This is a genomic window from Bradyrhizobium sp. CCBAU 45321, assembly GCF_028128975.1.
Classification (GTDB): domain Bacteria; phylum Pseudomonadota; class Alphaproteobacteria; order Rhizobiales; family Xanthobacteraceae; genus Bradyrhizobium; species Bradyrhizobium yuanmingense.
In genome coordinates, this window is the sequence record NZ_LFKZ01000017.1 from 663,517 (window position 1) to 688,562 (window position 25,046).

Here is a 25,046-nt window from a genome sequence, read left to right on the forward strand (position 1 = left end):
CCCTTCGGGGCCGCGAGCTACAGGAGCAGCGAACCTACGCCGCGCGGATATTCGCCATGAAGCGGTCGAGCTCGGCGCGAAGGCGGGTGCTTTCGCTCGACAGCGTCTTGGCCGAGTTCAGCACCTCTTCGGAGGCCGAGCCGGTCTCGGCGGCGCCGCGGTTGACCTCGCCGATATCGGTGGCCGCGGTCTGGGTGCCCTGGGCGACGGTCTGGACGCTGCGGGCGATCTCCTGGGTGGCGGCGCCCTGCTGCTCCACCGCGCTCGCGATCGAGGTCGAGATCGACGAGATCTGGCCGATCGTCGCGCCGATCTCCTTGATCGCGGCAACCGATTCGGCGGTGGCGCCCTGCATGCCTGTGATGTGCGAGGAGATCTCGTCGGTCGCCTTCGCGGTCTGGCTCGCCAGCGACTTCACCTCGCTCGCAACCACCGCGAAGCCGCGGCCGGCTTCACCCGCGCGGGCGGCCTCGATGGTGGCGTTCAGCGCGAGCAGATTGGTCTGCTCGGCGATGGCGGTGATCAGCTTGACCACCTCGCCGATCTGCTGGGCGGCATGCGAGAGCTTGCCGATGCGGCCGTCGGTCTCCTTGGCCTGCATCACGGCAGCCTCTGCGATGCGGCTGGAATCGCGCACCTGGCGGCCGATCTCCTCGACCGAGGCCGACAGCTCTTCGGTCGCGGTCGCGACCGACTGCATGTTGGAGGAGGCCTGCTCGGAGACGCCGGCGACCTGGCTCGACAGGCTCTGCGTGGTCTCGGCGGTGCGGGTCAGCGTCGAGGCGGCCGATTCCAGCTGCACGGCCGAGGCCGAGACGTTGGAGACGATGGCACCCACCGCGTTCTCGAAATCGTCAGCAAAGCGGATCAGCTCGGCGCGGCGGCTTGCGGCCTGCTCGCGGTTCTGCACTTCGCTGGCGGCGGCATCGCGCTCGGCCTTTGCAACGGCCTGGATCTTGAACTCCTCGACCGCGCTGGCCATCTCGCCGATCTCGTCCTTGCGGCCAAGACCCGGCAGCACGACGTCGAAATTGCCCGAGGCCAGCTCCCGCATCGCCTTGCACATCGCGATCATCGGCCGCGAGATGCCGTTGCCGAGCCACAAGGCCAGCACGACGCCGATGGCCAGCCCGCCGAGCGCCATCATCAGCATCAGCTGCTGGGTCTCTACGATCGTCGCATTGGCGCTCGCCTCGATGCGTTGCTGGTCCGCGGTGAGATCCGAACGCAGCTCGGCCGAGAGCTTGAGGATGGTGGCCGCCGTCTTGGTCATCTCGCCGTTCAGCTTGACGATGACCTTCACGTTCTCGGTCAGCTTTGCGAACGAGGTGCGGTACTGCTTCAAGAGATCGCCGATCTCCTTGACGCGATCGGTGATCTTCTGGTCGTTCGCGTAGACGGAGACCAGCAGCGTCTCGAGGAACTTGATGCGGGCGATCACGCCGTCGGCGGTCTTCGGCTCCGGCTTGGCGACGAAAGCGCTGACCGAGGTCGAGACCGCCAGATATTGCGAGGTGATGTCCTTGGCCGTGGTCTGCACCGAGTTGAGGCCCGCCAGGGCCGCGGTGTCGGCGAGATCGTCGAATTTGAAGCGGATCTTGTTACCGACACTGTTGAGCTCGTCGGCCGCGATCTTGTTGTTCTCGCGCGTCAGCGTGATGATCTCGCTGAAGACTTTCGTAAAGCTCTGGAACTCGGCCTCGAGCTTGCCGACCTGCTCGCGGCGAGGCGCGCCCGTGGTGGCGGCCATCGACTTGGCGATCGCGCTCTTCAGATTTCCTTCAGCGGCCTTGGCTGCGGTCTCGTCATCGGCCGCGCCGGTCAGGGTATAGGCCCGTGCCAGCCCCTGATAGGCGATCAGCTCGCGATCGACCGTCCGCGCCATATCGGCTTCCGCTACGCTGGTGCGGTAGGAGGCCACAGCGCCTGCGATCCGCTCGAAGCCGAAATACGCGAACGCCATGCTGACGGCGAGGATGGCGAGCACCGCCACGAAGCCGAGGATGATTTTTGCGCGAAAACGCAGCGTTGGCAGCTTCGATTGGCGCGACTTCGATTGGCTCGATTTGGACGTGACCGACATTCCCCCACCCCATTCCATTCGCGGAAAACCAGGCGCAGCCGGGAAGCAGCCCGCTTCCCGACTCGTGTGCACGGTAACCGGCAAAGGATAAGCTGCGGTAAACTTGTGGCGCCGCAACTGGCGGTTAGGTGACGTAGGGATTTGTTAAGGTGCGCTCTACTACGCCGCCCTGATGTTCGCCATGAAGCGGTCGAGCTCGGCGCGAAGGCGGGTGCTTTCGCTCGACAGCGTCTTGGCCGAGTTCAGCACCTCTTCGGAGGCCGAGCCGGTCTCGGCGGCGCCGCGGTTGACCTCGCCGATATCGGTGGCCGCGGTCTGGGTGCCCTGGGCGACGGTCTGGACGCTGCGGGCGATCTCCTGGGTGGCGGCGCCCTGCTGCTCCACCGCGCTCGCGATCGAGGTCGAGATCGACGAGATCTGGCCGATCGTCGCGCCGATCTCCTTGATCGCGGCAACCGATTCGGCGGTGGCGCCCTGCATGCCCGTGATGTGCGAGGAGATCTCGTCGGTCGCCTTCGCGGTCTGGCTCGCCAGCGATTTCACCTCGCTCGCAACCACCGCGAAGCCGCGGCCGGCTTCACCGGCGCGGGCGGCCTCGATGGTGGCGTTCAGCGCGAGCAGATTGGTCTGCTCGGCAATGGCGGTGATCAGCTTGACCACCTCGCCGATCTGCTGGGCGGCATGCGAGAGCTTGCCGATGCGGCCGTCGGTTTCCTTGGCCTGCATCACGGCAGCCTCTGCGATGCGGCTGGAATCGCGCACCTGGCGGCCGATCTCCTCGACCGAGGCCGACAGCTCTTCGGTCGCGGTCGCGACCGACTGCATGTTGGAGGAGGCCTGCTCGGAGACGCCGGCGACCTGGCTCGACAGGCTCTGCGTGGTCTCGGCGGTGCGGGTCAGCGTCGAGGCGGCCGATTCCAGCTGCACGGCCGAGGCCGAGACGTTGGAGACGATGGCACCCACCGCGTTCTCGAAATCGTCGGCAAAGCGGATCAGCTCGGCGCGGCGGCTTGCGGCCTGCTCGCGGTTCTGCACTTCGCTGGCGGCGGCGTCGCGCTCGGCCTTTGCAACGGCCTGGATCTTGAACTCCTCGACCGCGCTGGCCATCTCGCCGATCTCGTCCTTGCGGCCAAGACCCGGCAGCACGACGTCGAAATTGCCCGAGGCGAGCTCGCGCATCGCCTTGCACATCGCGATCATCGGCCGCGAAATGCCGGTGCCAAGCAGGAAGGCGAGGACCGCGCCTAGCAGCGTGCCGCCGACGGCCAGCATCAGCACCAGCTGCTCAGTCTGCCCGATGGTCGCCGCCGACTCCGAATCCAGCCGCTGCTGCTCGGCGACGAGGTCCGCCTTCATGGCGGTGGCGCCTTGCTGGATTGCGCCGGCCGAGCCGCCCATCTCCGTGACGAGGTCATCGACCAGCTTGGCGTTGGCGATCAGCTTCTCCAGCGCCTCGCGATAGGCGCCGAGGATGGACTTGGCCTCCTTCAGGCCGGCGACAATCTTGTCGTCCATGGAATAGACCGCGCCCAGCGAGTTCTCGACGAATTTCAGCCGCGCCAGGGCGCTGTTCGCGATCGCCTGATCGGACGTCAGCACGAACTGGGTGGCTGCAGCGCTTGCGGTCTGGAATTGGGCGTTGACCTGCTTGGTGCCGAACTCGATCGCCTGCGCTTCGGCGTCGGAGGCGTTGTTGCCGATGTCGTCGAGCTTGTACTTCAGAAGATTGGCTTGGCGCTGGAGCTGGTTCTGCACCAGCAGCGCGCTGTCGCGCTTGGCCTGGAGCACCTTGCCGAACGTGGCGGAGAAGTTGGAAAACTCCTTGGCGAGCTTGCCGAGGCTTTCCTGCCGCGGCGGCTGCTTGGCGCTCTTGACGGCCTGGTCGATGGCATTCTTCAGGCTGGCCTCGGCATCGAGCGCCGCCTTGGCGTCATCTTCCTTGCCGGTGACGACGAAATATCTGACGGCCGAACGATAGGCGAGCAGCTCGCGATCGATGTTACGCGCGAGATCGGCCTCCGTCACGCTGCTGCGGTAGGATCCGACCCCGGCGGCGACCCGCTCGAAGCCGAAATAGGAAAACGCCATGCTGCCGGCGGAGATCACCAGCACGGCGGCGAAGCCGAGGATGATCTTTGCGCGGAACTTGAAGGTCGGAAATAGTGCACGCTTCGACGGCGACGCGGTACGCCCGGACATTCCCAACCCCCAGCTCATGTGATTCTGCGGTCCGGAAGCAGCCCTTTCCGAACGTTGCGGAAAATTAGGGCAGAATCCTCAAGGGGTGGTAAATCCGTCCGGGCTTGCGGGGAGCGGCTGCCGTGTTGCGGCTCACCGGAAAACGCCCTACTCTCGATAATTATCAGGCACTTGGCATCAGACCGAGCCTTCAGGGAGAAACGGAGTGGGGCAAACCGATTTTCGGTTTGGCGGTGCGTCTGGCGTTGCCGTGGCCAAGTCGAAGGCCGCGAGCGTCGATGACGCCGTGGCCGAGCTGGCCGCCCAGCTCCCGTCCGACGGGCTGGCGCTGATCCTCGTGTTCGTCTCCCCCAGCTACGACCCCGATCGCTTCATCGCCGAGATCAGCCGCCAATTCGACGACACCCAAGTCTGCGGCTGTACCACCGCGGGCGAGCTTGCTCCTGACGGCTGGGACGAGAACAGCGTCGTGGCGCTGGCGTTCAGCCGCGCCGACTTCTCCGCGGTGGTGCGGCCCATCTTCAACCTCGACAGCTTCCGCGTCGAGGACGGCCGCAGGATCGGGGGCGAGCTCCGGCACGAGCTGTTGCGGGCCACGCCGCAGGTCGAGCGCGGCAGTCCCTTCGGCCTGGTCCTGATCGACGGCCTGTGTCGCCGCGAAGAAGCGGTGATGTCCGCGATCTATGCATCGCTGGACGATATTCCGGTCGTCGGCGGATCGGCGGGCGACGGGCTGCGCTTCGAGAAGACGTTCGTGTTCTTCGACGGCAAGGCACACAGCAATGCCGCCCTCTTGATCCTGCTGAACACCTCGTTGCCGTTCCGCGTCTTCAAGTGCGACAATTTCGAGCCGCAGGCGCAGAAGATGGTAGTGACCGAGGCCGACATCGAAAACCGCATGGTCCGGGAGCTGAACGCAGAGCCGGCTGCGCAGGAATATTCGCGCGTGGTCGGCATCATGGACGCCAAGCTCGATCCGTTCTCCTTCGCCTCGCATCCGGTCCTGGTGCGCGTCGGCGGCGCCTATTACGCGCGCTCGATCCAGCGCGTCGAGCCGGACGGCTCCTTGCATTTCTTCTGCGCCATCGACGAGGGCATGGTGCTGACCGCTGCGACCTCGCGAAGCCTGGTCGGCGCGGCCCGCGAGACCTTCGCCGACATCCGCGACCAGATCGGAGACGTCTCGCTCTATATCGGCTTCGAATGCCTGCTCCGCCGGCTCGATGCCGAGCAGCATCAGCTCGCCCGCGATATGTCAGAACTGTACCGGCAGAACCGCGTGGTCGGCTTTCACACCTACGGCGAGCAGTTCGGCTCCATGCATGTGAACCAGACCTTCACGGGAGTCGCGATCGGAAGGCGCCCGTCGTGACGGACATGTGGCAGGGCCCCGATGCAGTCGACCAGCTCAGGCGCGAGGCCGCCAAGCTGAGGAAGATCAATGCCGCGCTGATGTCGCGCGTCGAGCGCTCGATGGACCAGCAGCTCAACGCCTTTTCATTGTTCGAAACCGCCATTGCGCTCGACCACAAGGTTCGCGACCGGACGCACCAATTGCGCGAGGCGCTGCATTCGGTCGAGCGCGCCAATGAGGGGCTCTACCGCGCCAAGCAGCAGGCGGAGGCGGCAAGCTCGCTGAAATCCTCGGTGCTGATCTCGGTCACCCACGATCTGTTGCAGCCGCTCAACGCGGCGCGCCTGACCCTGTCCGCGCTGACGGAGATGATGGAGTCGCAGGAAGCGGGCGTGCTGATCGACCAGGCGAGCCGCTCGCTGGTGATGCTGGAGGACCTGCTGCGCTCGCTGCTGGAGATCGCCAAGCTCGATTCCGGCGCGCTCAAGCCCGACGTGCGCGCGATCGCGCTGGCGCCGCTATTCGAGCAGCTCCGCAACGAGTTCGAGCCGATCGCCGCGCGGCAAGGCCTGTCCTTGCGCATCCGCCCCTCTCGGCTCGCGGTGATGTCGGATGCGATGATGCTGCGGCGGATCCTGCAGAACCTGCTCGCCAATGCCATTCGCTATACCCGCAGCGGCGGCGTCGTGATGGGATGCCGGCCGCGCGGCGGGCAGATCTGCGTCCAGGTCTCCGACACCGGACCCGGGATCGCGCAGGCGCAGCAGGAGGCGATCTTCCGCGAATTCCAGCGCGGCGATGCCAATGCGGCCGACCAGGCCGGCTTCGGGCTCGGCCTTTCCATCGTCCGACGCTTCGCCAGCGAGCTCGGGCACGAGGTGCGGCTGTCGTCACAGCTCGGCAGGGGATCGACCTTCACCCTGGAGCTGGAGCCGGCCGACCTCGCCGAGGTCGCCGACGAGGTGCAGGAGGTCGCGCCCGCCGCGCGGCACTACGATTACAGCGGGCTCGAAGGCGCCAAGATCCTGCTGATCGAGAACGATCCGAACGGCTCGGAGGCGATGGCCGCGCTGCTGGAGGGATGGGGCTGCGACGTTGCGACGACGCGATCGGGTGCGGACGCGCTCGTGCGCCTCAGCGAGCTCGGCGGCGCGCCCGATGTCGTGATCGCGGACCTCCATCTCGATCACGGCGAAAGCGGCCTGTCGGCCATCACCGAGGTGCGGGAGCATTTGAAGCTCGACACCCCCGCCATGATCATCACCGCCGATTATTCCGAACAGGCGGCGAAGCAGGCGAGCCTCCAGGGCCTCGAAGTGCTGAAGAAGCCGATCAAGCCGGCCGAGATGCGGGCGCTGCTGTCGTTCCTGCTGAGCTGAAGCGCGCGGCGCACATCAAGTCGTAAAACAACCCCATGCACAGTACCGGTAGCATCTTACAGCATGCTATGGCTTTGACATTCAATGAGTTACCTGCCGGCCGTGACGCGCCCCGCATGGCCAAAAAGCGGCAAATAAAAATCACTGCTGATCCGGCGGGGCATGCTCGCGCCGCCCCGGAGTCCCCTCGCCGGCCAAGGTCGCGAAATCGATCCGGGACATTTCGACGATGGCCTTGGTGCGGCTGAGCACGTTGAGCTTGCGCAGGATGTCGGAGACGTGGACCTTCACCGTGGTCTCGGAGATGTTCAGCTCGAAGGCGATCTGCTTGTTCTGCAGGCCGCGCTTGAGCATTTCGAGCACGCGCAATTGCTGCGGCGTCAGCTCGTGCAGGCGTTTCAGCAGATCCTGCGCCGGGCCGGCGGCGCGTTGCGGGCGGACGAGCCCGCGATAGGCGGCCGGGACACAGACCGCACCGCGCAGCACCTCGCCGATCGACTGCGCCAGCTCCTGCTTGGAGGACGATTTCAGGATGTAGCCGGAGACGCCGAGCGACAAGGCGCCGGCTATGATCTGCGGATCCTGATGCCCGGACACGATGACGACGGGAATCCTGGGAAAGGCCTTGCGGATGCGGATGATGCCGGAAAGGCCCGTGGTGCCCGGCATCGACAGATCGAGCAGGATGAGGTCGAGCTCGGCAGCCACCGCGGCCTGCTCGAGCGCACCGTCGATCGACGTCGCCTGAAGGATCTCGGCCGCCGGCGCCGCCATCTGGAGCGCGCCCTCCAAGGCTTCGCGAAACAACGGATGGTCTTCGACGATCAGAAATCGCATCACGCGTGAGCCATTCTCGGTTGATTGGCCAGATGATCGAAGGGTTCGACGCCGAAACGAGAATGTCGCAGCCGGACCAGACCGGCTTGATCCAAATCAAGCAGGATATTGCGCGTCATTGCGGCCGCCCGCGGTCGGCCCGCGCATAAGGCCGGGCCTTGGGATCCGGCAGGTCCACCTTGCCGATCTCGATGATCGCCTTGTTGCGGCTGAACAGGCCGAGCTTGCGCAGAATTTCGGTGATATGCGCCTTCACCGTGGATTCGGCGAGCTGAAGCTCCTGGCCGATCTGCCGGTTCGGATAGCCGCGCCGCAGCAGATCGAGCACGCGAAGCTGTTGCGGCGTGAGCTCGCGCAGCTTGACCTCGAGCGCCTTGCTGGCCTCGGCCCGGCGTCGCTGCGACGTTGCCACGAAATCCTTCGGCACCGACACCGATCCGTTCAGCACGCCCTCGATCGACTGCGCCAGCTCGCGCTTCGACAGCGACTTCGGCAGAAAACCCGCGGCCCCAAGCTCCAGCGCCTCGCGAACGACGCGCTGGTCCTCCTCGCTCGACACGATGGCGACGGGCAGGCGTGGATGGGCCTCGCGCAAGCGCAGGAAGCCGGAGAAGCCGGTCGCATCGGGCAGCAGGAGGTCGAGCAGCGCGAGGTCGATGCCCTCGCCCTCCTCGGCCGTCAGGATGTGAAGGGCGTCCTCGATCGACATCGCCTCGAAGATCCGCGCCTCCGGCAGAGCCAGCCGCACCGCATTACCGAGGGCCTCGCGAAACAGCGGATGATCGTCGATGATCAGGAAGCTGGTCATGGCGCCTTCACAGGACTGCACCGCCGAATGCTGCACCGTACGGGCATCCGCCGCCGTAGCGGAAGAGGCGGAACCATCCGGCATCAATCCGGCACCGGGATGGCGCCGGATGAACGCTACCACATCCTCCCGATCGGGTTCGGTCAAGACCGTTCAATCGTTCGATTCGACCTGGACCGTCAGCAGGAAGGAATAGATGCTGTTGACCTGGTCCTCGGTGTAGACCTCCTTCCAGGCCGGCATGCCCTTGTTCGGCCGTCCCTCCTGCACGGTGGTCAAATATTTCTCGCGCATCTCGTCGCCGTAGCGGTGACGCAGCAGCCGCAGATCGATCTTGCGCTCGCTCTGGATCGCATCGGGACCGTGGCAGTGCGCGCAGGTTCCGTTGAAGATCTCCTTGCCCGCACCGACGGCCTCAAGGCCCGGCGCGACCGCATCGCCCTTGGTCTCGGTCGCCACGACATTGGCGACCTGGGCGACGGCTCCGCTTCCCGTGCCCGTCGTCACCGGCGTCGGCGCCGCGCCGAAGCGAACCGGCGCGCCGCCGGGCAAACCGTATTTCACGGCGAGCTCGCCGATCTTGCCCTGAAGCTGCGGCAGCACGGCATTGACGCGGTCGCGCAGCTCGGTCGAGGTCTTGGCAAAGCCGATGGCGGCATCCCATGACAGGCCCTCGCCCTCGGTGAGCTCGATCTGGTAGCGGCCGTCGTAGCTGGTCTTGTTGAGCCAGCCGGCAACCGGTCCCCAGATGAAGGCGACGTCGGCCCTTCCCTGGTCGAGCGCCTGCATGCCCTCCTCGGGCGACAGCACCGTCACCTTCTGGATATCGTCGCGGCTGGCGAGCAGGTTTTGCGGCGTGCTGGCGAACTGCACGGCGACGCGCTTGCCCTTGAGGCCGTCGATGCCGCCGATCACCGCGCCCCTCGCAGATTCCTTGGCGGCGACGAGGGCATAGCCCTCCTTGGCGAAGGTGTCGGAGAAGATCACGGCCGGGCCCATGAAATCTGCGGACCGCGGCAGCCCGATCATGGCGTCGCATTGCTTGCCGAGCAGCGTGACCCGCACCGTGCGCTTGCCGAAATAGGATTTGTACCAGTCATAGGCGATCGGCCGGCCGAGCGCCTGCGCAAGGGCTTGTCCGATCTCGACGTAGAAGCCCGGCTTCGACGAGCTGTCGCTCGAGAATGGCAGGTTGGTCGGATCGGCGCAGAGACGGAACGGCTGCGCCTCGTCGGCCTGCAGCTGCGAGGCCGGAACGATCAGCACAGCAGTGGCGCATGCGAGCAGGGCTGCGATGGCGCGATGTCGGCTCGCACCGGTGGCGGAATGATTCGGACGCATCCTCGTCTCCCTTGGCGTTTCGCTTGACGTTTCTCTTGGCGTTGCCGTTGTTGCGCCGGAGCTTGTTGGGCCAGGCGCGGCGGCACCAGGCATCGGCCGATGCCGCAGCTAAAGTCCGGAGAAAGCGCGCGCGTATCCCGTCACCTCGAGGATACGCGCGCGAGTTGTCACTGGACGGAGAACACGAAGAGCGAGCCGCCCTCGGGGGCTGCGGCCGTCATCTTCTTTCCTACCTCGCCCAGGAACGCAGGCAGCGCAGCGGTGCGGCCGACGACGATGGCGACATATTGCTTGCCGTCGACCTGATAGGTCACCGGGCCTGCGCCGATGCCGGAGCCGAGATTCTTGCTCCACAGCACCTTGCCGGACTTCGCATCGATGGCGCGGAAGTCGCCATGGATGTTGCCGGCAAACACGAGGCCGCCGCCGGTGGTCAGCGTGCCGCCGTTGAAGGGCAGGTCTTCCTTGATCGACCAGACCTTCTTCTGCGCGACCGGATCCCAGGCCACGAGCTCGCCGAGGAAGCCGCCGGGGCCTTCCTTGGTCGGGAATTCGGCGCCGAGATAGAACACGCCGCGCTTGTAAGTGACGTCGCTGACCGACCAGTCCATGCAGACGTTGTTGGAGGGGATGTAGACGAGGCCGGTCTGCGGGTTGAACGACATCGGCTGCCAGTTCTTGCCGCCGATCAGGTTCGGGCAGATGTCCTTGGCGGGATGGCCCGGCCCGGGACGCTTGTCGGGATCCTCGACCGCGCGCATCGTGGCGACGTCCCACTTCTTGGCCCAGTTGGAGAACACGTATTTCTCCGCCGACAACACCTTACCGGTCTCACGGTTGGCGACGAAGAAGAAGCCGTTGCGGTCGGCCTTCATCAGCGTCGGAACGGTGCTGCCGCCGATCTTGAGATCCGCGAGCACGGCTTCGTTGACGCCGTCATAGTCCCAGGCGTCGGCCGGCGTGGTCTGGATGTGCCACTTGATCTTGCCGGTGTTGGGATCGAGCGCGAGCGTCGAGGCGGTGTAGAGGTTGGTCAGCTTGCCGAAATTGCCGTCGCCGGTCGAACGCACCGCCGTGTTCCACGGGGCCGGATTGCTGGTGCCCCAATAGACCGTGTCGGTCTTCGGATCGTAGGAACCGACCAGCCAGGCTGCGCCGCCGCCATGCTGGGCGGAGTCGCCCTTCCAGGAATCGCCGCCGGGCTCGTCGGGGGACGGAACGGTGTAGGTCTGCCACACCTGCTTGCCGGTGTTGATGTCGAAGGCCAGCAGCGCGCCGCGCACGCCGTATTCGCCGCCGCCGAAACCGGTGATGACCTTGTCGCGCACGACGAGCGGCGGCGAGGTGATGACCGAGCCCTGCTTGTAGTCGACCACCTTTGCCGTCCACAGCGACTTGCCCGTCGCGGCATCGAGCGCGGTCAGCTTGCCGTCGAGGCGGCCGACGAAGATCTTGCCGTCGGCATAGGAGACGCCGCGGCTGTTCACGTCGCAGCAGGCGTATTGCAGCACGTCCTCGGGAATATCGGGCTCCCAAGTCCATTTGCGCTGCCCCGTCGCGGCATCGAGCGCATAGACGTATTTCGGACCCCACGAGCTCGAAACGTAGAGCGTGTTGCCGATGACGATCGGCGAGGATTCGTTCGAACGCAGCGACGCCAGCGAGAAGGAGTAAGCGAGGGTCAGCTTGCCGGCGTTCTCGGTGTTGATCTGCTTGAGCGGGCTGAAGCGCGTGTTGCCGTAATCGTGGCCGGCAACGGCCCATTGATTCGAATCGGATTGCGCCTTGAGCACCGAATCGTTGGCGCGAACGCCCGGTGTAACGGCGGCGAGCATCGCAATCATGGAGATGCCGGCCAAGAAGCCCTTCGTTCCAAAGGTCATGTATTCCCTCCGCGATGTTGTTGTGCACGCCTCGTTGGGCGCCTGAGCGCACTGCGCTCGTGATGCGCAGTTCGCCTGCGAGCCATCGTTCGAAATTACAGCATCGCCGTTTCGCGCTTAGTATAGGCGGAAGGTAGTAGTGCAAATCATCGGCGGCTTTCGCCGCTCATCTCGTTGTCGCGCCTTGCGTCTTGCCCTTGTTTTGCTGTTCGAAATGCGTCATCGAACTTAGGCAGCATCGCGCCGCGAGCGGAAGCCGCAGCGTTCACTGCCGTAGGGTGGGCAAAGGCGCGCTTCTCGCGCGCCGTGCCCACCACCTCTCTCGATCATGAAGAGTCGTGGGCACGCTTCGCTTTGCGCACCCTACGGCACCTGGAATTGCATCTCCGAATTCAGGCGGCATCGCGCATCGATCACGATGATGGCGCTACCACGCCGGCAAAACTTTCGAAGAAGCTCGCGGCGAGTTTTCGCGACGTCGAGTCGATCAATCGCGAGCCGAGCTGCGCGAGCTTGCCGCCGATCTGCGCGTCGGCCTCGTAGTGCAGGATGGTGACATCAGGGGCTTCTTCCTCCAGCCTGACCTTCGCGCCGCCCTTGGCAAAGCCGGCGACGCCGCCGGCGCCTTCGCCGACGATGCGATAGAAGTTGGGCGCATCGATATCGGTCAGCGTCACCTTGCCGCTGAACGTCGCCTTCACCGGACCGACCTTCAGCACCACGGTCGCCGTCATCTCGGTCGGCGACGCCATCTCGAGCGCTTGGCAGCCGGGAATGCAGCGCCTGAGAATTTCGGGATCGTTGAGCGCGGCCCAGACCTTTGCCTTCGACGCCGGGATCCGCTGACTGTCGTTCATCTGCATCGCTTCCACCCTTGTTGCCGTTGCCTGTACGGCTCGACTAGGGGGACGGGCGGCTGCGATCTATCGCCAGGAAGTAGTAGTCCTGCTTTTCGGACCTCTCATTCACGCGATGTCATTCCGGGGCGCGCCTGTTGGCGCGAACCCGGAATCCATTTCCCCGCGGACTCTGCGACCCGATGGATTCCGGGCTCCCTCGCTCCGCTCGGGCCCCGGAATGACGGAGTGGACTGTCCTGGCCGACGCGGCTTGACGGCGGCACTTCGCTGCATCGCCGTAAGCAAAATCAATGGCTTAAGCTGTCTCGTCCTACTACCAAGATCGCGATTACAAAGGCGGGGGCGCATGCTCCTATTCGCGCAACGAGCACGGCATTCAAGGGAGGAACGACGCCCGACCGGGCCTAGGTCCAGGGCAAGCGGCGAGATGACCACGGCACGCGCGACCAGCTCACGCGCCTATTGCGGCGGCAGCGAGCACGCCATCGCAGATGCTAGCTGCGACGTTCCGTGTGTCTCCCACAATGTCGCAGCACGTGATGGCGGCGGCACGAGACGTCGTGGCCGAATCGCAGATCGGCGACCGTCACCACGATGACCCTTCCATGACCGCGTTCAGCAAAAACCCAGTTGCAAAGTTTCGTTTGCGCTGTCTCTAATTAGAACCAATCAAAATAACTTTGGGAGGACTTCAAGTGTCTACAGTCAAACTGACGGTCAACGGCAAGGCCGTTGCTGTCGATGTCGAGGACCGCACGCTGCTGGTCCAGCTCCTGCGCGATCACCTCAACCTGACCGGGACCCATGTCGGCTGCGACACGAGCCAATGTGGCGCCTGCGTCGTGCACATGGACGGCCGCGCGGTGAAATCCTGCACCATGCTGGCGGGGCAGGCCGACGGCGCCAACGTCACCACGATCGAGGGCATCGCCAAGGGCGACGAACTGCACCCTATGCAGGCCGCCTTCCGCGACAATCACGGCCTGCAGTGCGGCTATTGCACGCCGGGCATGATCATGTCGGCGATCGACATCGTGCACCGCCATGGTGGACAGCTCGACGAGGCGACCGTCCGCACCGAGCTCGAAGGCAATATCTGTCGCTGCACCGGCTATCACAACATCGTCAAGGCGGTGCTGGACGCCGCCGGCCGCATGAAGGTCTCGCAGGCGGCCGAGTAAGCGGCGCGCCTCGAAACAAGAACAACCGTCGCAGCCGTCGTTGGACGGCGCGATCAAGGAAATTTCCGGTCGGGAGGACCAGACATGGGTGTTGAAGGCATCGGCGCACGCGTCGTGCGCAAGGAAGACAAGCGTTTCATTACCGGCAAGGGCCGTTACGTCGACGACATCAAGTTGACGGGCATGACCCATGCCTATTTCATCCGCAGCCCGCACGCGCACGCCAAGGTCAAGAAGATCGACTCGTCCGCGGCGCTGAAGATGCCGGGCGTGGTCGCCGTGCTCACCGGACAGCAACTGGTCGACGACAAGGTCGGCAACCTGATCTGCGGCTGGGCCATCACCTCCAAGGACGGCAGCCCGATGAAGATGGGCGCATGGCCGGCGATGGCGCCGGAGACGGTGCGCTTCGTCGGGCAGGCGGTCGCAGTCGTGATCGCCGACAGCAAGAATCTCGCGCGCGACGCGGCGGAAGCCGTCGTGGTCGACTACGAGGAGCTCCCCGCGGTCGCCGACATGCACGCCGCCATCAAGCCCGGCGCGCCGCAGCTTCATCCCGAGGCGCCCGGCAACCAGGTCTATGATTGGGTGATCGGCGACGAGGGCGCGGTGAATGCCGCCTTCTCGAAAGCCGCCAATGTGGTGAAGCTCGACGTCACCAACAACCGCCTCGCGCCGAATGCGATGGAGCCGCGCGCGGCGATCGCCGATTACGACACCGCCGAGGAGCACTTCACCCTCTATACGACGTCGCAGAACCCGCACGTCGCGCGTCTCGTGCTCTCGGCGTTCTACAACATCGCCCCCGAGCACAAGCTGCGCGTGATCGCGCCCGACGTCGGCGGCGGCTTCGGCTCCAAGATCTTCATCTATCCCGAGGAGATGGTGGCGCTGTGGGCCTCGAAGAAAGTCGGCCGTCCCGTCAAGTGGACCGGCGACCGCACCGAAGCCTTCCTCACCGACGCGCATGGCCGCGATCACATCACCCATGCCGAGATGGCCTTTGACGCCAACAACAAGATCATCGGCCTGAAGGTGAAGACCTACGCCAATTTCGGCGCATACATGTCGCTGTTCTCGTCGTCGGTGCCGACCTATCTCTACGCGACGCTGCTGTCGGGCCAGTACAACATCCCGGCGATCCATGCCGAGGTGATCGGGGTCTATACCAACACCACGCCGGTCGACGCCTATCGCGGCGCGGGCCGGCCCGAGGCGAGCTATCTGATCGAACGGTTGATGGAGACGGCGGCGCGGCAGCTGAACGTCGATCCGGCCCAGTTGCGCCGGACCAACTTCATCACCCAGTTCCCGCACCAGACGCCTGTCATCATGGCCTACGACACCGGCGACTTCAACGCTTCTCTCGATGCGGCGATGAAGGCGATCGACTATGCCGGCTTCCCTGCCCGCAAGGCCAAGGCGAAAGCCGACGGCAAGCTGCGCGGCATCGGCGTGTCCTGCTACATCGAGGCCTGCGGCATCGCGCCGTCGAAGGCGGTCGGCAGCCTGGGCGCCGGCGTCGGCCTGTGGGAATCGGCCGAGGTGCGCGTCAACCCTGTCGGCACCATCGAGATCCTCACCGGCTCGCACAGCCACGGCCAGGGTCACGAGACCACCTTCTGCCAGCTCGTCGCGGAACGCCTTGGCGTGCCGATCAGCCAGGTCTCGATCGTCCATGGCGACACCGACAAGGTGCAGTTCGGCATGGGCACCTACGGGTCGCGCTCGGCGGCCGTCGGTCTCACCGCGATCCTGAAGGCGATGGAGAAGATGGAATCCAAGGCCAAGAAGATCGCCGCGCATGCGCTGGAGGCGTCGGAGGCCGACATCGTCATCGAGAACGGCGAGTTCAAGGTAACAGGCACCGACAAGGCCATCGCCCTGCCGATGGTCGCACTCGCGGCCTACACCGCGCACAACCTGCCTGATGGGATGGAGCCGGGCCTGAAGGAGAGCGCCTTCTACGACCCGACCAACTTCACCTTCCCGGCCGGCGCCTATATCTGCGAGCTCGAGGTCGATCCCGGCACCGGCAAGACCTCCTTCGTCAACTTCGTCGCGGCCGACGATTTCGGCCGGCTGATCAACCCGATGATCGTCGAGGGCCAGGTCCATGGCGGCCTTGTGCAGGGCATCGGGCAGGCGTTGCTCGAGCATGCGATCTATGATGCCAACGGCCAGCCGGTCACGGCCTCGTTCATGGACTACGCCATGCCGCGCGCCGACGACGTGCCGTCGTTCAACCTGTCTCACACCACGACGCTCTGCCCGGGCAATCCCTTGGGCATCAAGGGCTGCGGTGAGGCCGGCGCGATCGGCGCATCGGCGGCCGTGATCAACGCGATCACGGATGCGATCGGCAAGAACAACCTGGAAATGCCCGCAACCCCGGACAGGGTGTGGCGCACGATCCACGCGGCTTAAGGGAGGACCGAAGATGTACCAGACCACCTATCATCGCGCCTCCTCGGTCGACGAGGCCGCCAGCCTGTTCGCAAAAGGCAGCGAGTCGAAGTTCCTCGCCGGCGGTCAGACGCTGCTGCCGGTCATGAAGCAGCGCCTCGCAGGTCCCTCCGACGTCATAGACCTCGGCAGGATCAAGGAGCTGCAGGGCGTCGAGCTGTCGGGCGACACGCTGACCATCAAGGCGGCGACGACCTATTACGACATCATGACGAATGCCGATGTGAAGCAGGCGATCCCCGCGATCGCCTATCTCACCTCGGTGCTCGGCGACCCCGCCGTGCGTTATCGCGGCACGATCGGCGGCTCGATCGCCAACAACGATCCGGCTGCGGATTTCCCGGCGGCGCTGCTCGCGCTCGGCGCCACCGTGAAGACCAACAAGCGGTCGATTGCGGCGGATGATTTCTTCCAGGGCCTGTTCACGACGGCGCTGGAAGACGGCGAGATCATCACCGCCGTGTCATTCCCGGTGCCGGCGAAGGCAGGCTACGAGAAGATGCGGCATCCGGCCTCGCGCTTCGCGCTCACCGGCGTGTTCGTGGCGCAGACCAAGTCGGGCGAGGTTCGCGTTGCCGCCACCGGCGCTTCGCAAACCGGCGTGATGCGGGTGGGCGCGATCGAAGCGGCGCTGAAGACGAACTGGTCGCCGTCAGCGATCGACGGCGTGACGATTTCGGCGAACGGATTGCTGGCCGACATCCACGGCACGGCGGAGTATCGCGCCAATCTGATCAAGGTGATGGCACAACGCGCGGTCGCCGCTGCGCGCTGACGGTTCGGCTAAAGCGCGATGCGATTAGGATAAATTGTCATCGCGCTTTAGGTTATTGTTTGAGCATGATCTTTTCGGAAAACCGCTACGCACTTTTCCGGATCATGCTCTAGCGTCTCCACGCAAATTTTCCGCGGCGCGCACTTCGGTGCGCGCCGCTTTATTTTGGCCGTGCGGCATGAAAACCGCTTGCCTCGCTGGCGTGAAGGCGAGAAAAGTTAATCGGCCGATTAACTCGCTCAACAGAAGAAACGTCAGAGGCAATTGCCGACGCCGGCATGCGCCCGCGACCCGAGGAAACAACAACGTGCTCGACAAACCAGCCTCCACCTCCTCCGTCCGCGCTTCCGGCCCGCTCTCGGGCTTCCGCATCGTCGAATTCGCCGGCATTGGGCCCGGTCCGTTCGCCTGCATGATGCTGGCCGACATGGGCGCCGACGTCGTCACCCTCGACCGCGTCGGCGCCAAGAAGAGCATGAAGTCGGTGGCCGGGCGCGGCCGCAAGGTGATCGAGCTCGACCTCAAGGACAAGGCGGCGATCGCGCAAGTATTGGATCTGCTCGCGAGCGCGGACGCGCTGGTCGAGGGTTTTCGCCCCGGTGTGATGGAGCGGCTCGGCCTCGGGCCGGACGTCGTGCTCGCACGCAACCCGAAGCTGGTCTATGGCCGCATGACCGGCTGGGGCCAGGAGGGCCCGCTCGCCAACGCCGCCGGCCACGACATCAATTACATTTCCATCACCGGCGCGCTCGCCGCGATCGGCACTGAGGAAGCGCCGGTGCCGCCGCTCAATTTGGTCGGCGATTTCGGCGGCGGTGCGCTCTATCTCGTCGTCGGCGTGCTCGCAGCACTGCTGGAAGCGCAGAAATCGGGCAAGGGCCAGGTGGTGGACGCGGCAATGTGCGACGGCGCGGCCTCGCTGATGTCGTTCTTCTTCGACATGACCACGATGGGACGCTGGACCGAAGGGCGCAACCAGAACTTCCTCGACGGCGGCGCACATTTCTACGGCGTCTACGAATGCGCCTGCGGGCACTTCGTCTCGATCGGCTCGATCGAGCCGCAATTCTACGCGTTGCTGCGCGAGCATGCGGGCCTGACGGACGCCGATTTCGACGCGCAGATGGATCGCAAGGCCTGGCCGGCGCTGAAGGAGAAGCTGAAGGCCGTGTTCAAGAGCAAGACGCGCGAGGACTGGTGCAAGATCATGGAAGGCACCGACATCTGCTTCGCGCCGGTGCTGACCATGTCTGAGGCGACACAGCATCCGCACATGGTCGCCCGCAACGTCTTCATCGAGCGTCACGGCGTGAAGCAGCCGGCACCTGCGCCACGGTTCTCGCGCACGCCCTCGGCCGCGCGCGAGCCGGAGGCGGCGGAGATCGGGGCGGTGATGAAGGCGTGGCAGGCGCTGAAGTAATTTCCGCGGTCATCCGGGGCGCGCGAGCGCGAGCCCGGGATCCATAACCACAGTCGCGTAGGGTGGGCAAAGGCGCGAAGCGCCGTGCCCACGTCTTCGCATCAATTGGGCAGGACGTGGGCACGCTTCGCTTTGCCCACCCTACAGCAGTGTGCGTGACGGCCGCGCCCTACGCCGCGTCTCCCACCTTCAACACCCCGCGCCGGATCTGATCCTCCTCGATGGATTCGAACAGGGCCTTGAAATTGCCCTCGCCAAAACCGTCGTCGCCCTTGCGCTGGATGAACTCGAAGAAGATCGGGCCGATCGCGTTGGCCGAGAAGATCTGCAGCAGCACCTTGGTCTGGCCGCCGTCGACCACGCCCTCGCCGTCGATCAGGATGCCGTTCTTCTTGAGCCGGGCGACATCCTCGCCATGCTTGGGCAGGCGCGTATCGATCTTCTCGAAATAGGTATCGGGCGGCGACGGCATGAACGGCAGGCCGGCCTCGCGCAGACCTTCGATGGTGCGGTAGATGTCGCGGCAGCCGCAGGCGATGTGCTGGATGCCTTCGCCGCGATAGGTTTGCAGATATTCCTCGATCTGGCCGGACTCGCCGGCGTCCTCGTTGATCGGAATGCGGATCTTGCCGTCGGGGCTGGTCAGCGCGCGCGAGAACAGGCCGGAGGCGCGGCCCTCGATGTCGAAGAAGCGGATCTGGCGGAAGTTGAACAGCTTCTCGTAGAAGCCGGCCCAGACATTCATGCGGCCGCGATGGACGTTGTGGGTGAGATGGTCGAGATAGAACAGGCCGGCGCCATGCGGCTTGGGATCGCGCGCGCCCAGCCATTCGAACTCAGCGTCATAGGCCGAGCCCTTGGCACCGTAGCGATCGACGAGATAAAGCAGGCTGCCGCCGATGCCCTTGATCGCGGGCACGTCGAGCGTCTTCTGCGTCGATGACACATCGGCCGGCTCGGCGCCGAGCGCAATGGCACGGTCATAGGCCGCCTTGGCATCGACGACGCGAAACGCCATCGACGGCGCACAGGGGCCGTGCGCGGCGACGAACTCATAGCCGTGCGTGCCGGGCTCCTCGTTGACGAGATAGTTGATGTCGCCCTGGCGATAGACCGTGATCTTCTTGGTTCTGTGGCGCGCGACGGGCGCATAGCCCATCAGCTTGAACAGCGCGTGCAACTCTTCCGGATTGGGATGCGCGTATTCGACGAACTCGAAGCCGTCGGTGCCCATCGGGTTGTCGGCAGTGATCGTGGCCGGCGGTGCATCGTGCGGAAACGGTCCCATGGTGTTCTCCCGAATGGCTGCTGACAGGAACTATCCTTCATGGGTCATGCAATGAGCGTGCAAACGAGACGGGCTTTGGCTATTCTATGCACGATCCGTGCATGAAATGGATGAAATACGCATGATTTCTGTTGACGCCTTCGACCTCAGGATTCTCGGCGCGCTTCAGGACGATGGCCGCCTCACCAACCAGGAGCTCGCCGAGCTCGCGGGCCTGTCAGCCTCGCAATGCTCGCGGCGGCGGATGCGGCTGGAGGAGGAGAAGGTGATCGCGGGCTACCACGCCGACCTCTCCAGCGAGGCGCTCGGCTTCGGCGTGATCGCCTTCATCCAGGTGGGACTGGCGACCCACTCGCCGGACAATTCCAAGCGTTTTCGCGCGCTGGTGAACCGGATCGATGAGATCCAGGAGGCGTATTCGCTGACGGGCGATGCCGACTATGTGCTCAAAGCCGTGCTGCGCGATCTCAAGGGCCTGTCCAACCTCGTCAACGACGTGCTGATGCCGCACCAGAGCGTGGCGCATGTGCGCTCCTCGATCGTGCTTGATAGGCTCAAGGAGAGCTCCAAGCTGCCGCTGAAGGAGATCAAGCCCGGCTGAAATCGAGGGAACTATGGCATTCGCGCTGGCTAGGCGATCTGCGATGATCGCAACTCTCGTTGCGGAGATTCAACATGGCGCTGCAGCTGCGACCGAACTGCGAATATTGCGATTGCGACCTGCCGCCTGATGCGACGGATGCGCGGATCTGCTCCTATGAATGCACGTTCTGTGCGGACTGCGTCGAGACCAAGCTGTTCAATGTCTGCCCGAACTGCGGCGGCGGCTTCGCCCCGCGCCCGATCAGGCCGGCGCAGGAATGGCGGCCGGGCGTATGCACCGCCAAGCAGGCGCCGTCGGACAAGCGGGTGCATTTGAAGTACAGCATGGAGGACGTCGCGGCGCATTGTGCGCGGGTGCGCGACGTGCCGCCGGAGAGGCGGTAGGCTCCATCCACGCCGTCATTGCGAGCGCAGCGAAGCAATCCAGACTGTCTCCGCGGAGGGATTCCTGGATTGCTTCGCTGCGCTCGCAATGACGGAGGTTGTGGCGGCGCCTTCGGCTATTCCGCGGCCACGATCGTTCCCTCGACCTCGCCGAACCCGACGCGGTAGCCATTGCCCTGGCACCAGCCACGCATGACGAGGCTGTCGCCGTCTTCCAGGAACGAGCGCTTGGCGCCGCCGGGCAGTTCGACCGGCTCGGTGCCGTTCCAGCTGATCTCGAGCAGGCTGCCGCGCTGGTTCTTCTCCGGGCCGGAGATGGTGCCACTCCCTAGGAGATCGCCGACATTCATGGCGCAGCCTGAGGAGGCGTGGTGCATCAATTGCTGCACCGAGGACCAGTACATGTACTTGAAATTGGTGCGGCTGATGCTGGCGGGCGCATTGGCACCGGCGGCGCGCAAGGAGACGTCGAGCGCGACATCGTAGTTCTGCGGCCTCGTCTGCTTGAGATAATCCAGCGGCACCGGCTGCTGCTCCGGCCCGTTCAAGCGGAACGGCTCCAGCGCCTCGCGCGTCACCACCCAGGGGCTGATCGAGGTCGCGAACGCTTTTGCCAGGAACGGACCGAGCGGCACATACTCCCATTGCTGGATGTCGCGCGCGCTCCAGTCGTTGAGCAACACGAAGCCGAAGATCATCTCCTCGGCCTGTTGCTCGCTCAGCATGCCGCCCATCGGCGACGGCTGGCCGATGACGACGCCCATCTCCAGCTCGAAATCGAGCCGCTTGCACGGCGCAAAGCTCGGCAGCTCCACATTCGGCGGCTTCAGCTGCCCGCGCGGCCGCTTCACCTTGGTGCCGGAGACGACCACGGTGGAGGCGCGGCCGTTATAGGCGATCGGCATGTGCAGCCAGTTCGGCTGCAGCGCATTGTCCTTGCCGCGGAACATCACGCCGACATTGGTGGCGTGCTCCTTGGAGGAATAGAAGTCGGTGTAGCCGGAGACGGTGAAGGGCATGTGCAGTTTGGCATCGCGCATGGGAACGAAAGCGCGCGAGCGCAACTGCTCGTTATCGCGAAGCTCGGGATTGTCGTGCCGCAACAGCTCGCTGATGCGCGCGCGGGTTTTCGACCAAACCTTTGGACCCAGATGCATCAGGGCGTTTAGTCCTACAGCAAATGTGCCGGGATCGCCCGCACTGATCACGCCATCTTGCTCAAGCTCCCAGAGATCGAGCACGTAGTCGCCAATCGCTACTCCGAGGCGCGGTGCGCGCTCGTCGTTTGTCGAGAACACGCCATATGGCAGGTTCTGGATCGGGAAGTCCGAGCCGGGATCGACGGCGATGAAGGAGCGGAGGCTGGGGTCGTTGGGGTGGGGCATTGGTTTCCCGTGGGCGCAGCGGTGAGGGTGTCACCCTCCCCTGGAGGGGAGGGTCGGCTCATATTGAGCGCAGCGAAATATGAGACGGGATGGGTGATCTCTCCACTCGGGCAGTTTTCCTTGCGGAGAGACTGTCACCCCACCCCGCTACGCATTCCGCTTTCGCTGGATGCGTAGCGACCCTCCCCCTCCAGGGGAGGGTAAGAGGCATCACGGCTTTGTCGGATCGAAGCGCTTCTCCAGGCCTTTCCAGCAATCGGCGTAATCGTCCTGCAGCGTCGAGGACTTCGCCGCATGGGCGGTGACGCGCTGCGGGTAGCGGGTCTCGAACATGAAGGCCATGGTGCCGGTCAGCTTCACCGGCTTCAGTTCGCCGTTGCTGGCGTGCTCGAAGGCGTCGCGGTCGGGGCCGTGCGGCAGCATGCAATTGTGCAAGGAGATGCCGCCGGGGACGAAGCCCTGCGGCTTGGCGTCGTAGACGCCGTAGATCAGGCCCATGAACTCGCTCATGATGTTCATGTGATACCAGGGCGGACGGAAGGTGTTTTCCGCGACCATCCAGCGCTCCGGGAAGATGACGAAATCGATATTGGCGGTGCCCGCGGTCTCCGAGGGCGAGGTCAGCACCGTGAAGATCGAGGGATCGGGATGGTCGAAGCCGATCGCGCCGACGGGCGAGAAGGTGCGCAGATCATACTTGTACGGCGCGTAATTGCCGTGCCAGGCGACGACGTCGATCGGCGAATGCGGCAGGGCCGTCTTGAACAGCGAGCCACCCCATTTCACGTAGAGCTCGGTCGGCGTGTCCTTGTCCTCGTAGTTTGCCACCGGCGTCAGGAAGTCGCGCGCATTGGCAAGGCAATTGGCGCCGATCGGCCCGCGCTCCGGCAGCGTGAAGGCGCCGCCGTAATTTTCGCAGAGATAGCCGCGCGCCGGCCCATTCGGAATCTCGACGCGGAACTTGACGCCGCGCGGGATCACCACGATCTCGCCGGGCTCTGCATCGATTCGGCCGAACTCGGTGACGAGGCGCAGATTGCCCTGTTGCAGCACGAACATCAGCTCGCCGTCGGCATCGTAGAAATGCTGATCCACCATCGACTTGGTGATGAGATAGACATGCGCGGCCATGCCGGCCTGCGTATTCACATCCCCCGCCGTCGTCATGGTCTGCACGCCCTGAATGAAGGTGACCTCCTCCTTCGGCAGCGGCGTCGGATCCCAGCGCAGTTGCGCGATCGGCAGGTCGTATTCATGGCACGGCGCCGAACGCCACAGCCCGGCGTCGACCTTCTCGAAGCGGCCGGAATGCTTCACGGAGGGGCGGATGCGGTAGAGCCAGGAGCGCTCATTGCTGCCGCGCGGCGCGGTGAAGGGCGAGCCCGAGAGCTGCTCGGCATAGAGTCCGTAGGCGCAGCGCTGCGGCGAATTGCGCCCGATCGGCAGCGCGCCCGGCAGCGCCTCGGTCTCGAAAGAGTTGCCGAAGCCGGACATGTAGCCCGGCGTCACCTGGGCCGAGCTGCGGATGATCTGATCAGGCGAGGTATTGATGTTCATGACTATCCTCCTCCTTGCAAGGCGGCCCACATTTCCTGATCGCGCTTGTCGGTCCAGATCACGGGGTCGTCGATTCCGGACGCTTCGTCGTAGGCGCGCGACACGTTGAACGGCAGGCAGTGCTCGTAGATGGCAAAGCTCGAGAATTTCGGATCCATTATCTCGCGCGTCGCCGCCATCGATTCCTTTAAGCTGCGGCCCCTGGCGACCGAGATTTCGGCGGCACCATAGAGCGAGGTGACGAAGTCGCGCGTCATCGCGATCGCCTCGCGCACCGTGGCGGTGCCCTTCAGCGCATCGCCGCGGCCCGGCGCGATCGCCTTCGGATTGAAGTTGCGGATCTCGTTCAGCGTCATCGGCCATTCGCGCAAATGCGCATCGCCGCAATAACAGGCCGAGTGATATTCGATGAGGTCGCCCGAGAACATCACCTCCGCATCCGGCACCCAGCCGACGATGTCGCCCGAGGTGTGGCCGGCGCCGAGCTGCATCAGGCGCACCTCGCGCTTGCCGAGATAGATCGTCATCTCGCCTTCGAAGGTCAGCGTCGGCCAGGTCAGGCCGGGAATGCTCTGCGCATCCTGGAACAGGCGCGGAAAGCGGCCGTACTCGGAATCCCAATCCTGCTGGCCGCGCTCCGCAATCAGCCGATGAGTCTCCTGCGAGGCGACGATGCCTTGTGCCTTGTAGGCGGAGGCCCCGAGCACGCGAACGGCGTGATAGTGCGACAGCACGACATATTTGATCGGCTTGTCGGTCACCGTGCGGACCCGCTCGATCACCTTGTTCGCCATGGCCGGCGTCGCCTGCGCGTCGAACACGAGGCAGCCATCGTCGCCGACGATCACGCCGGTGTTGGGATCGCCCTCGGCGGTGAAGGCATAGAGATCGGTGCCGATCTCGGAGAAGGTGATCTTCTTCTCGGAGAGATCGCCGGTAGATGCGAAGTTTTTCGCCATGAATTCGTCCTTACAGGGCTATTGTTGTTGCTGTTGTTGTTGCTGTTGTTGTTGCTGTTGTTGTTGCTGTTGTTGCTGCTGGCCGTCGATCATGCGGCGCTTGGCGAGTCCAATCGCTTCGCGCAGCACGTCGATGTCGCCGATATGGTTGGCGAGGATCAGAACCAGCGCCGCGTCGAAATCGGCGCTCTGCTCCTCGGTCAGGCCGCGATGCGCCTCGACGATGGCACGGAACGCATCGTCGGGGCGCGCGAAGTTCGAGCTGGTGGAGAGCGGCATGCCAAC

The 25,046-nt window shown here is 64.7% G+C and carries 20 protein-coding genes; 8 read left to right on the forward strand and 12 right to left on the reverse strand.

The genetic code is table 11. The annotated features are described in order from the left end of the window. Nucleotides 1-34: 34 nt before the first annotated feature. On the reverse strand, nt 35-2,083 hold the full coding sequence (locus ACM43_RS09125) for a methyl-accepting chemotaxis protein (RefSeq protein ID WP_271539768.1): 2,049 nt from the start codon (nt 2,081-2,083) through the stop codon (nt 35-37). A gap of 159 nt (nt 2,084-2,242) precedes the next feature. Beyond that, nucleotides 2,243-4,282 (reverse strand): methyl-accepting chemotaxis protein, encoded by a 2,040-nt coding sequence (locus ACM43_RS09130; protein ID WP_271539769.1) that lies wholly within the window; start codon nt 4,280-4,282, stop codon nt 2,243-2,245. A 205-nt stretch (nt 4,283-4,487) separates the two neighbouring features. Here ACM43_RS09130 and ACM43_RS09135 point away from each other — a divergent pair, with 205 nt between their 5' ends. Both ACM43_RS09135 and ACM43_RS09140 read left to right on the forward strand, forming a co-directional pair. Beyond that, complete coding sequence (locus ACM43_RS09135) at nt 4,488-5,654, forward strand: FIST N-terminal domain-containing protein (RefSeq protein WP_057030254.1); 1,167 nt, start codon at nt 4,488-4,490, stop codon at nt 5,652-5,654. 5 nt (nt 5,655-5,659) lie between these two features. Continuing rightward, nucleotides 5,660-7,015, forward strand: a complete 1,356-nt coding sequence (locus tag ACM43_RS09140; RefSeq protein WP_271539830.1) for a hybrid sensor histidine kinase/response regulator — start codon at nt 5,660-5,662, stop codon at nt 7,013-7,015. Between the two features lie 141 nt (nt 7,016-7,156). On the opposite strand, the gene ACM43_RS09145 is transcribed toward ACM43_RS09140, so the two are convergent. The 5 genes from ACM43_RS09145 to ACM43_RS09165 form a co-directional block, all read right to left on the reverse strand. Continuing rightward, nucleotides 7,157-7,852 carry a response regulator gene (locus ACM43_RS09145; RefSeq protein ID WP_271539831.1) on the reverse strand — a complete coding sequence of 232 codons (696 nt, stop codon included), beginning with the start codon at nt 7,850-7,852 and terminating at the stop codon, nt 7,157-7,159. A 115-nt stretch (nt 7,853-7,967) separates the two neighbouring features. After that, nucleotides 7,968-8,660, reverse strand: a complete 693-nt coding sequence (locus tag ACM43_RS09150) for a response regulator (RefSeq protein ID WP_271539832.1) — start codon at nt 8,658-8,660, stop codon at nt 7,968-7,970. A 153-nt stretch (nt 8,661-8,813) separates the two neighbouring features. Next, nucleotides 8,814-10,001: a c-type cytochrome gene (locus ACM43_RS09155; RefSeq protein ID WP_271539770.1), complete on the reverse strand. Its 1,188-nt coding sequence runs from the start codon at nt 9,999-10,001 to the stop codon at nt 8,814-8,816. A gap of 167 nt (nt 10,002-10,168) precedes the next feature. Then, on the reverse strand, nt 10,169-11,884 hold the full coding sequence (locus ACM43_RS09160) for a PQQ-dependent methanol/ethanol family dehydrogenase (protein ID WP_063822491.1): 1,716 nt from the start codon (nt 11,882-11,884) through the stop codon (nt 10,169-10,171). A 413-nt stretch (nt 11,885-12,297) separates the two neighbouring features. Continuing rightward, nucleotides 12,298-12,747, reverse strand: a complete 450-nt coding sequence (locus tag ACM43_RS09165) for an SRPBCC family protein (protein WP_271539771.1) — start codon at nt 12,745-12,747, stop codon at nt 12,298-12,300. Nucleotides 12,748-13,438: 691 nt separating this feature from the next. Between ACM43_RS09165 and ACM43_RS09170 the strand changes: the two genes are divergently transcribed. The 4 genes from ACM43_RS09170 (at nt 13,439) to ACM43_RS09185 (ending at nt 18,585) form a co-directional block, all read left to right on the forward strand. Beyond that, nucleotides 13,439-13,924: a (2Fe-2S)-binding protein gene (locus ACM43_RS09170; protein ID WP_225143293.1), complete on the forward strand. Its 486-nt coding sequence runs from the start codon at nt 13,439-13,441 to the stop codon at nt 13,922-13,924. Between the two features lie 84 nt (nt 13,925-14,008). Next, entirely contained in the window at nt 14,009-16,351 is a 2,343-nt protein-coding gene (locus ACM43_RS09175) for a xanthine dehydrogenase family protein molybdopterin-binding subunit (RefSeq protein ID WP_157287013.1), read from the forward strand. A gap of 13 nt (nt 16,352-16,364) precedes the next feature. After that, a complete protein-coding gene (locus tag ACM43_RS09180; protein WP_271539772.1) occupies nt 16,365-17,165 on the forward strand; it encodes an FAD binding domain-containing protein in 801 nt (266 codons plus the stop codon). A gap of 307 nt (nt 17,166-17,472) precedes the next feature. After that, nucleotides 17,473-18,585 carry a CaiB/BaiF CoA transferase family protein gene (locus tag ACM43_RS09185; protein ID WP_271539773.1) on the forward strand — a complete coding sequence of 371 codons (1,113 nt, stop codon included), beginning with the start codon at nt 17,473-17,475 and terminating at the stop codon, nt 18,583-18,585. A 169-nt stretch (nt 18,586-18,754) separates the two neighbouring features. On the opposite strand, the gene hppD is transcribed toward ACM43_RS09185, so the two are convergent. Further along, nucleotides 18,755-19,873 carry a 4-hydroxyphenylpyruvate dioxygenase gene (gene hppD / locus ACM43_RS09190; protein ID WP_271539774.1) on the reverse strand — a complete coding sequence of 373 codons (1,119 nt, stop codon included), beginning with the start codon at nt 19,871-19,873 and terminating at the stop codon, nt 18,755-18,757. Between the two features lie 121 nt (nt 19,874-19,994). Here hppD and ACM43_RS09195 point away from each other — a divergent pair, with 121 nt between their 5' ends. Together ACM43_RS09195 and ACM43_RS09200 are read left to right on the forward strand one after the other, a co-directional pair. Next, nucleotides 19,995-20,474 (forward strand): Lrp/AsnC family transcriptional regulator, encoded by a 480-nt coding sequence (locus tag ACM43_RS09195; protein WP_036016121.1) that lies wholly within the window; start codon nt 19,995-19,997, stop codon nt 20,472-20,474. A 74-nt stretch (nt 20,475-20,548) separates the two neighbouring features. Then, nucleotides 20,549-20,860, forward strand: a complete 312-nt coding sequence (locus ACM43_RS09200; protein WP_271539775.1) for a DUF1272 domain-containing protein — start codon at nt 20,549-20,551, stop codon at nt 20,858-20,860. Between the two features lie 116 nt (nt 20,861-20,976). Here the strand turns inward: ACM43_RS09200 and fahA are convergent, their stop codons facing one another. The 4 genes from fahA to ACM43_RS09220 all read right to left on the reverse strand — a co-directional run bounded on the left by fahA (nt 20,977) and on the right by ACM43_RS09220 (nt 25,040). Continuing rightward, nucleotides 20,977-22,245 carry a fumarylacetoacetase gene (fahA, locus tag ACM43_RS09205; protein ID WP_271539776.1) on the reverse strand — a complete coding sequence of 423 codons (1,269 nt, stop codon included), beginning with the start codon at nt 22,243-22,245 and terminating at the stop codon, nt 20,977-20,979. Between the two features lie 210 nt (nt 22,246-22,455). Then, nucleotides 22,456-23,802 carry a homogentisate 1,2-dioxygenase gene (gene hmgA / locus ACM43_RS09210; RefSeq protein WP_271539777.1) on the reverse strand — a complete coding sequence of 449 codons (1,347 nt, stop codon included), beginning with the start codon at nt 23,800-23,802 and terminating at the stop codon, nt 22,456-22,458. A 2-nt stretch (nt 23,803-23,804) separates the two neighbouring features. Further along, nucleotides 23,805-24,761 carry an MBL fold metallo-hydrolase gene (locus ACM43_RS09215; RefSeq protein ID WP_271539778.1) on the reverse strand — a complete coding sequence of 319 codons (957 nt, stop codon included), beginning with the start codon at nt 24,759-24,761 and terminating at the stop codon, nt 23,805-23,807. 18 nt (nt 24,762-24,779) lie between these two features. Further along, nucleotides 24,780-25,040, reverse strand: a complete 261-nt coding sequence (locus ACM43_RS09220) for a DUF2783 domain-containing protein (RefSeq protein WP_271539779.1) — start codon at nt 25,038-25,040, stop codon at nt 24,780-24,782. Between the last annotated feature and the right edge of the window lie 6 nt (nt 25,041-25,046).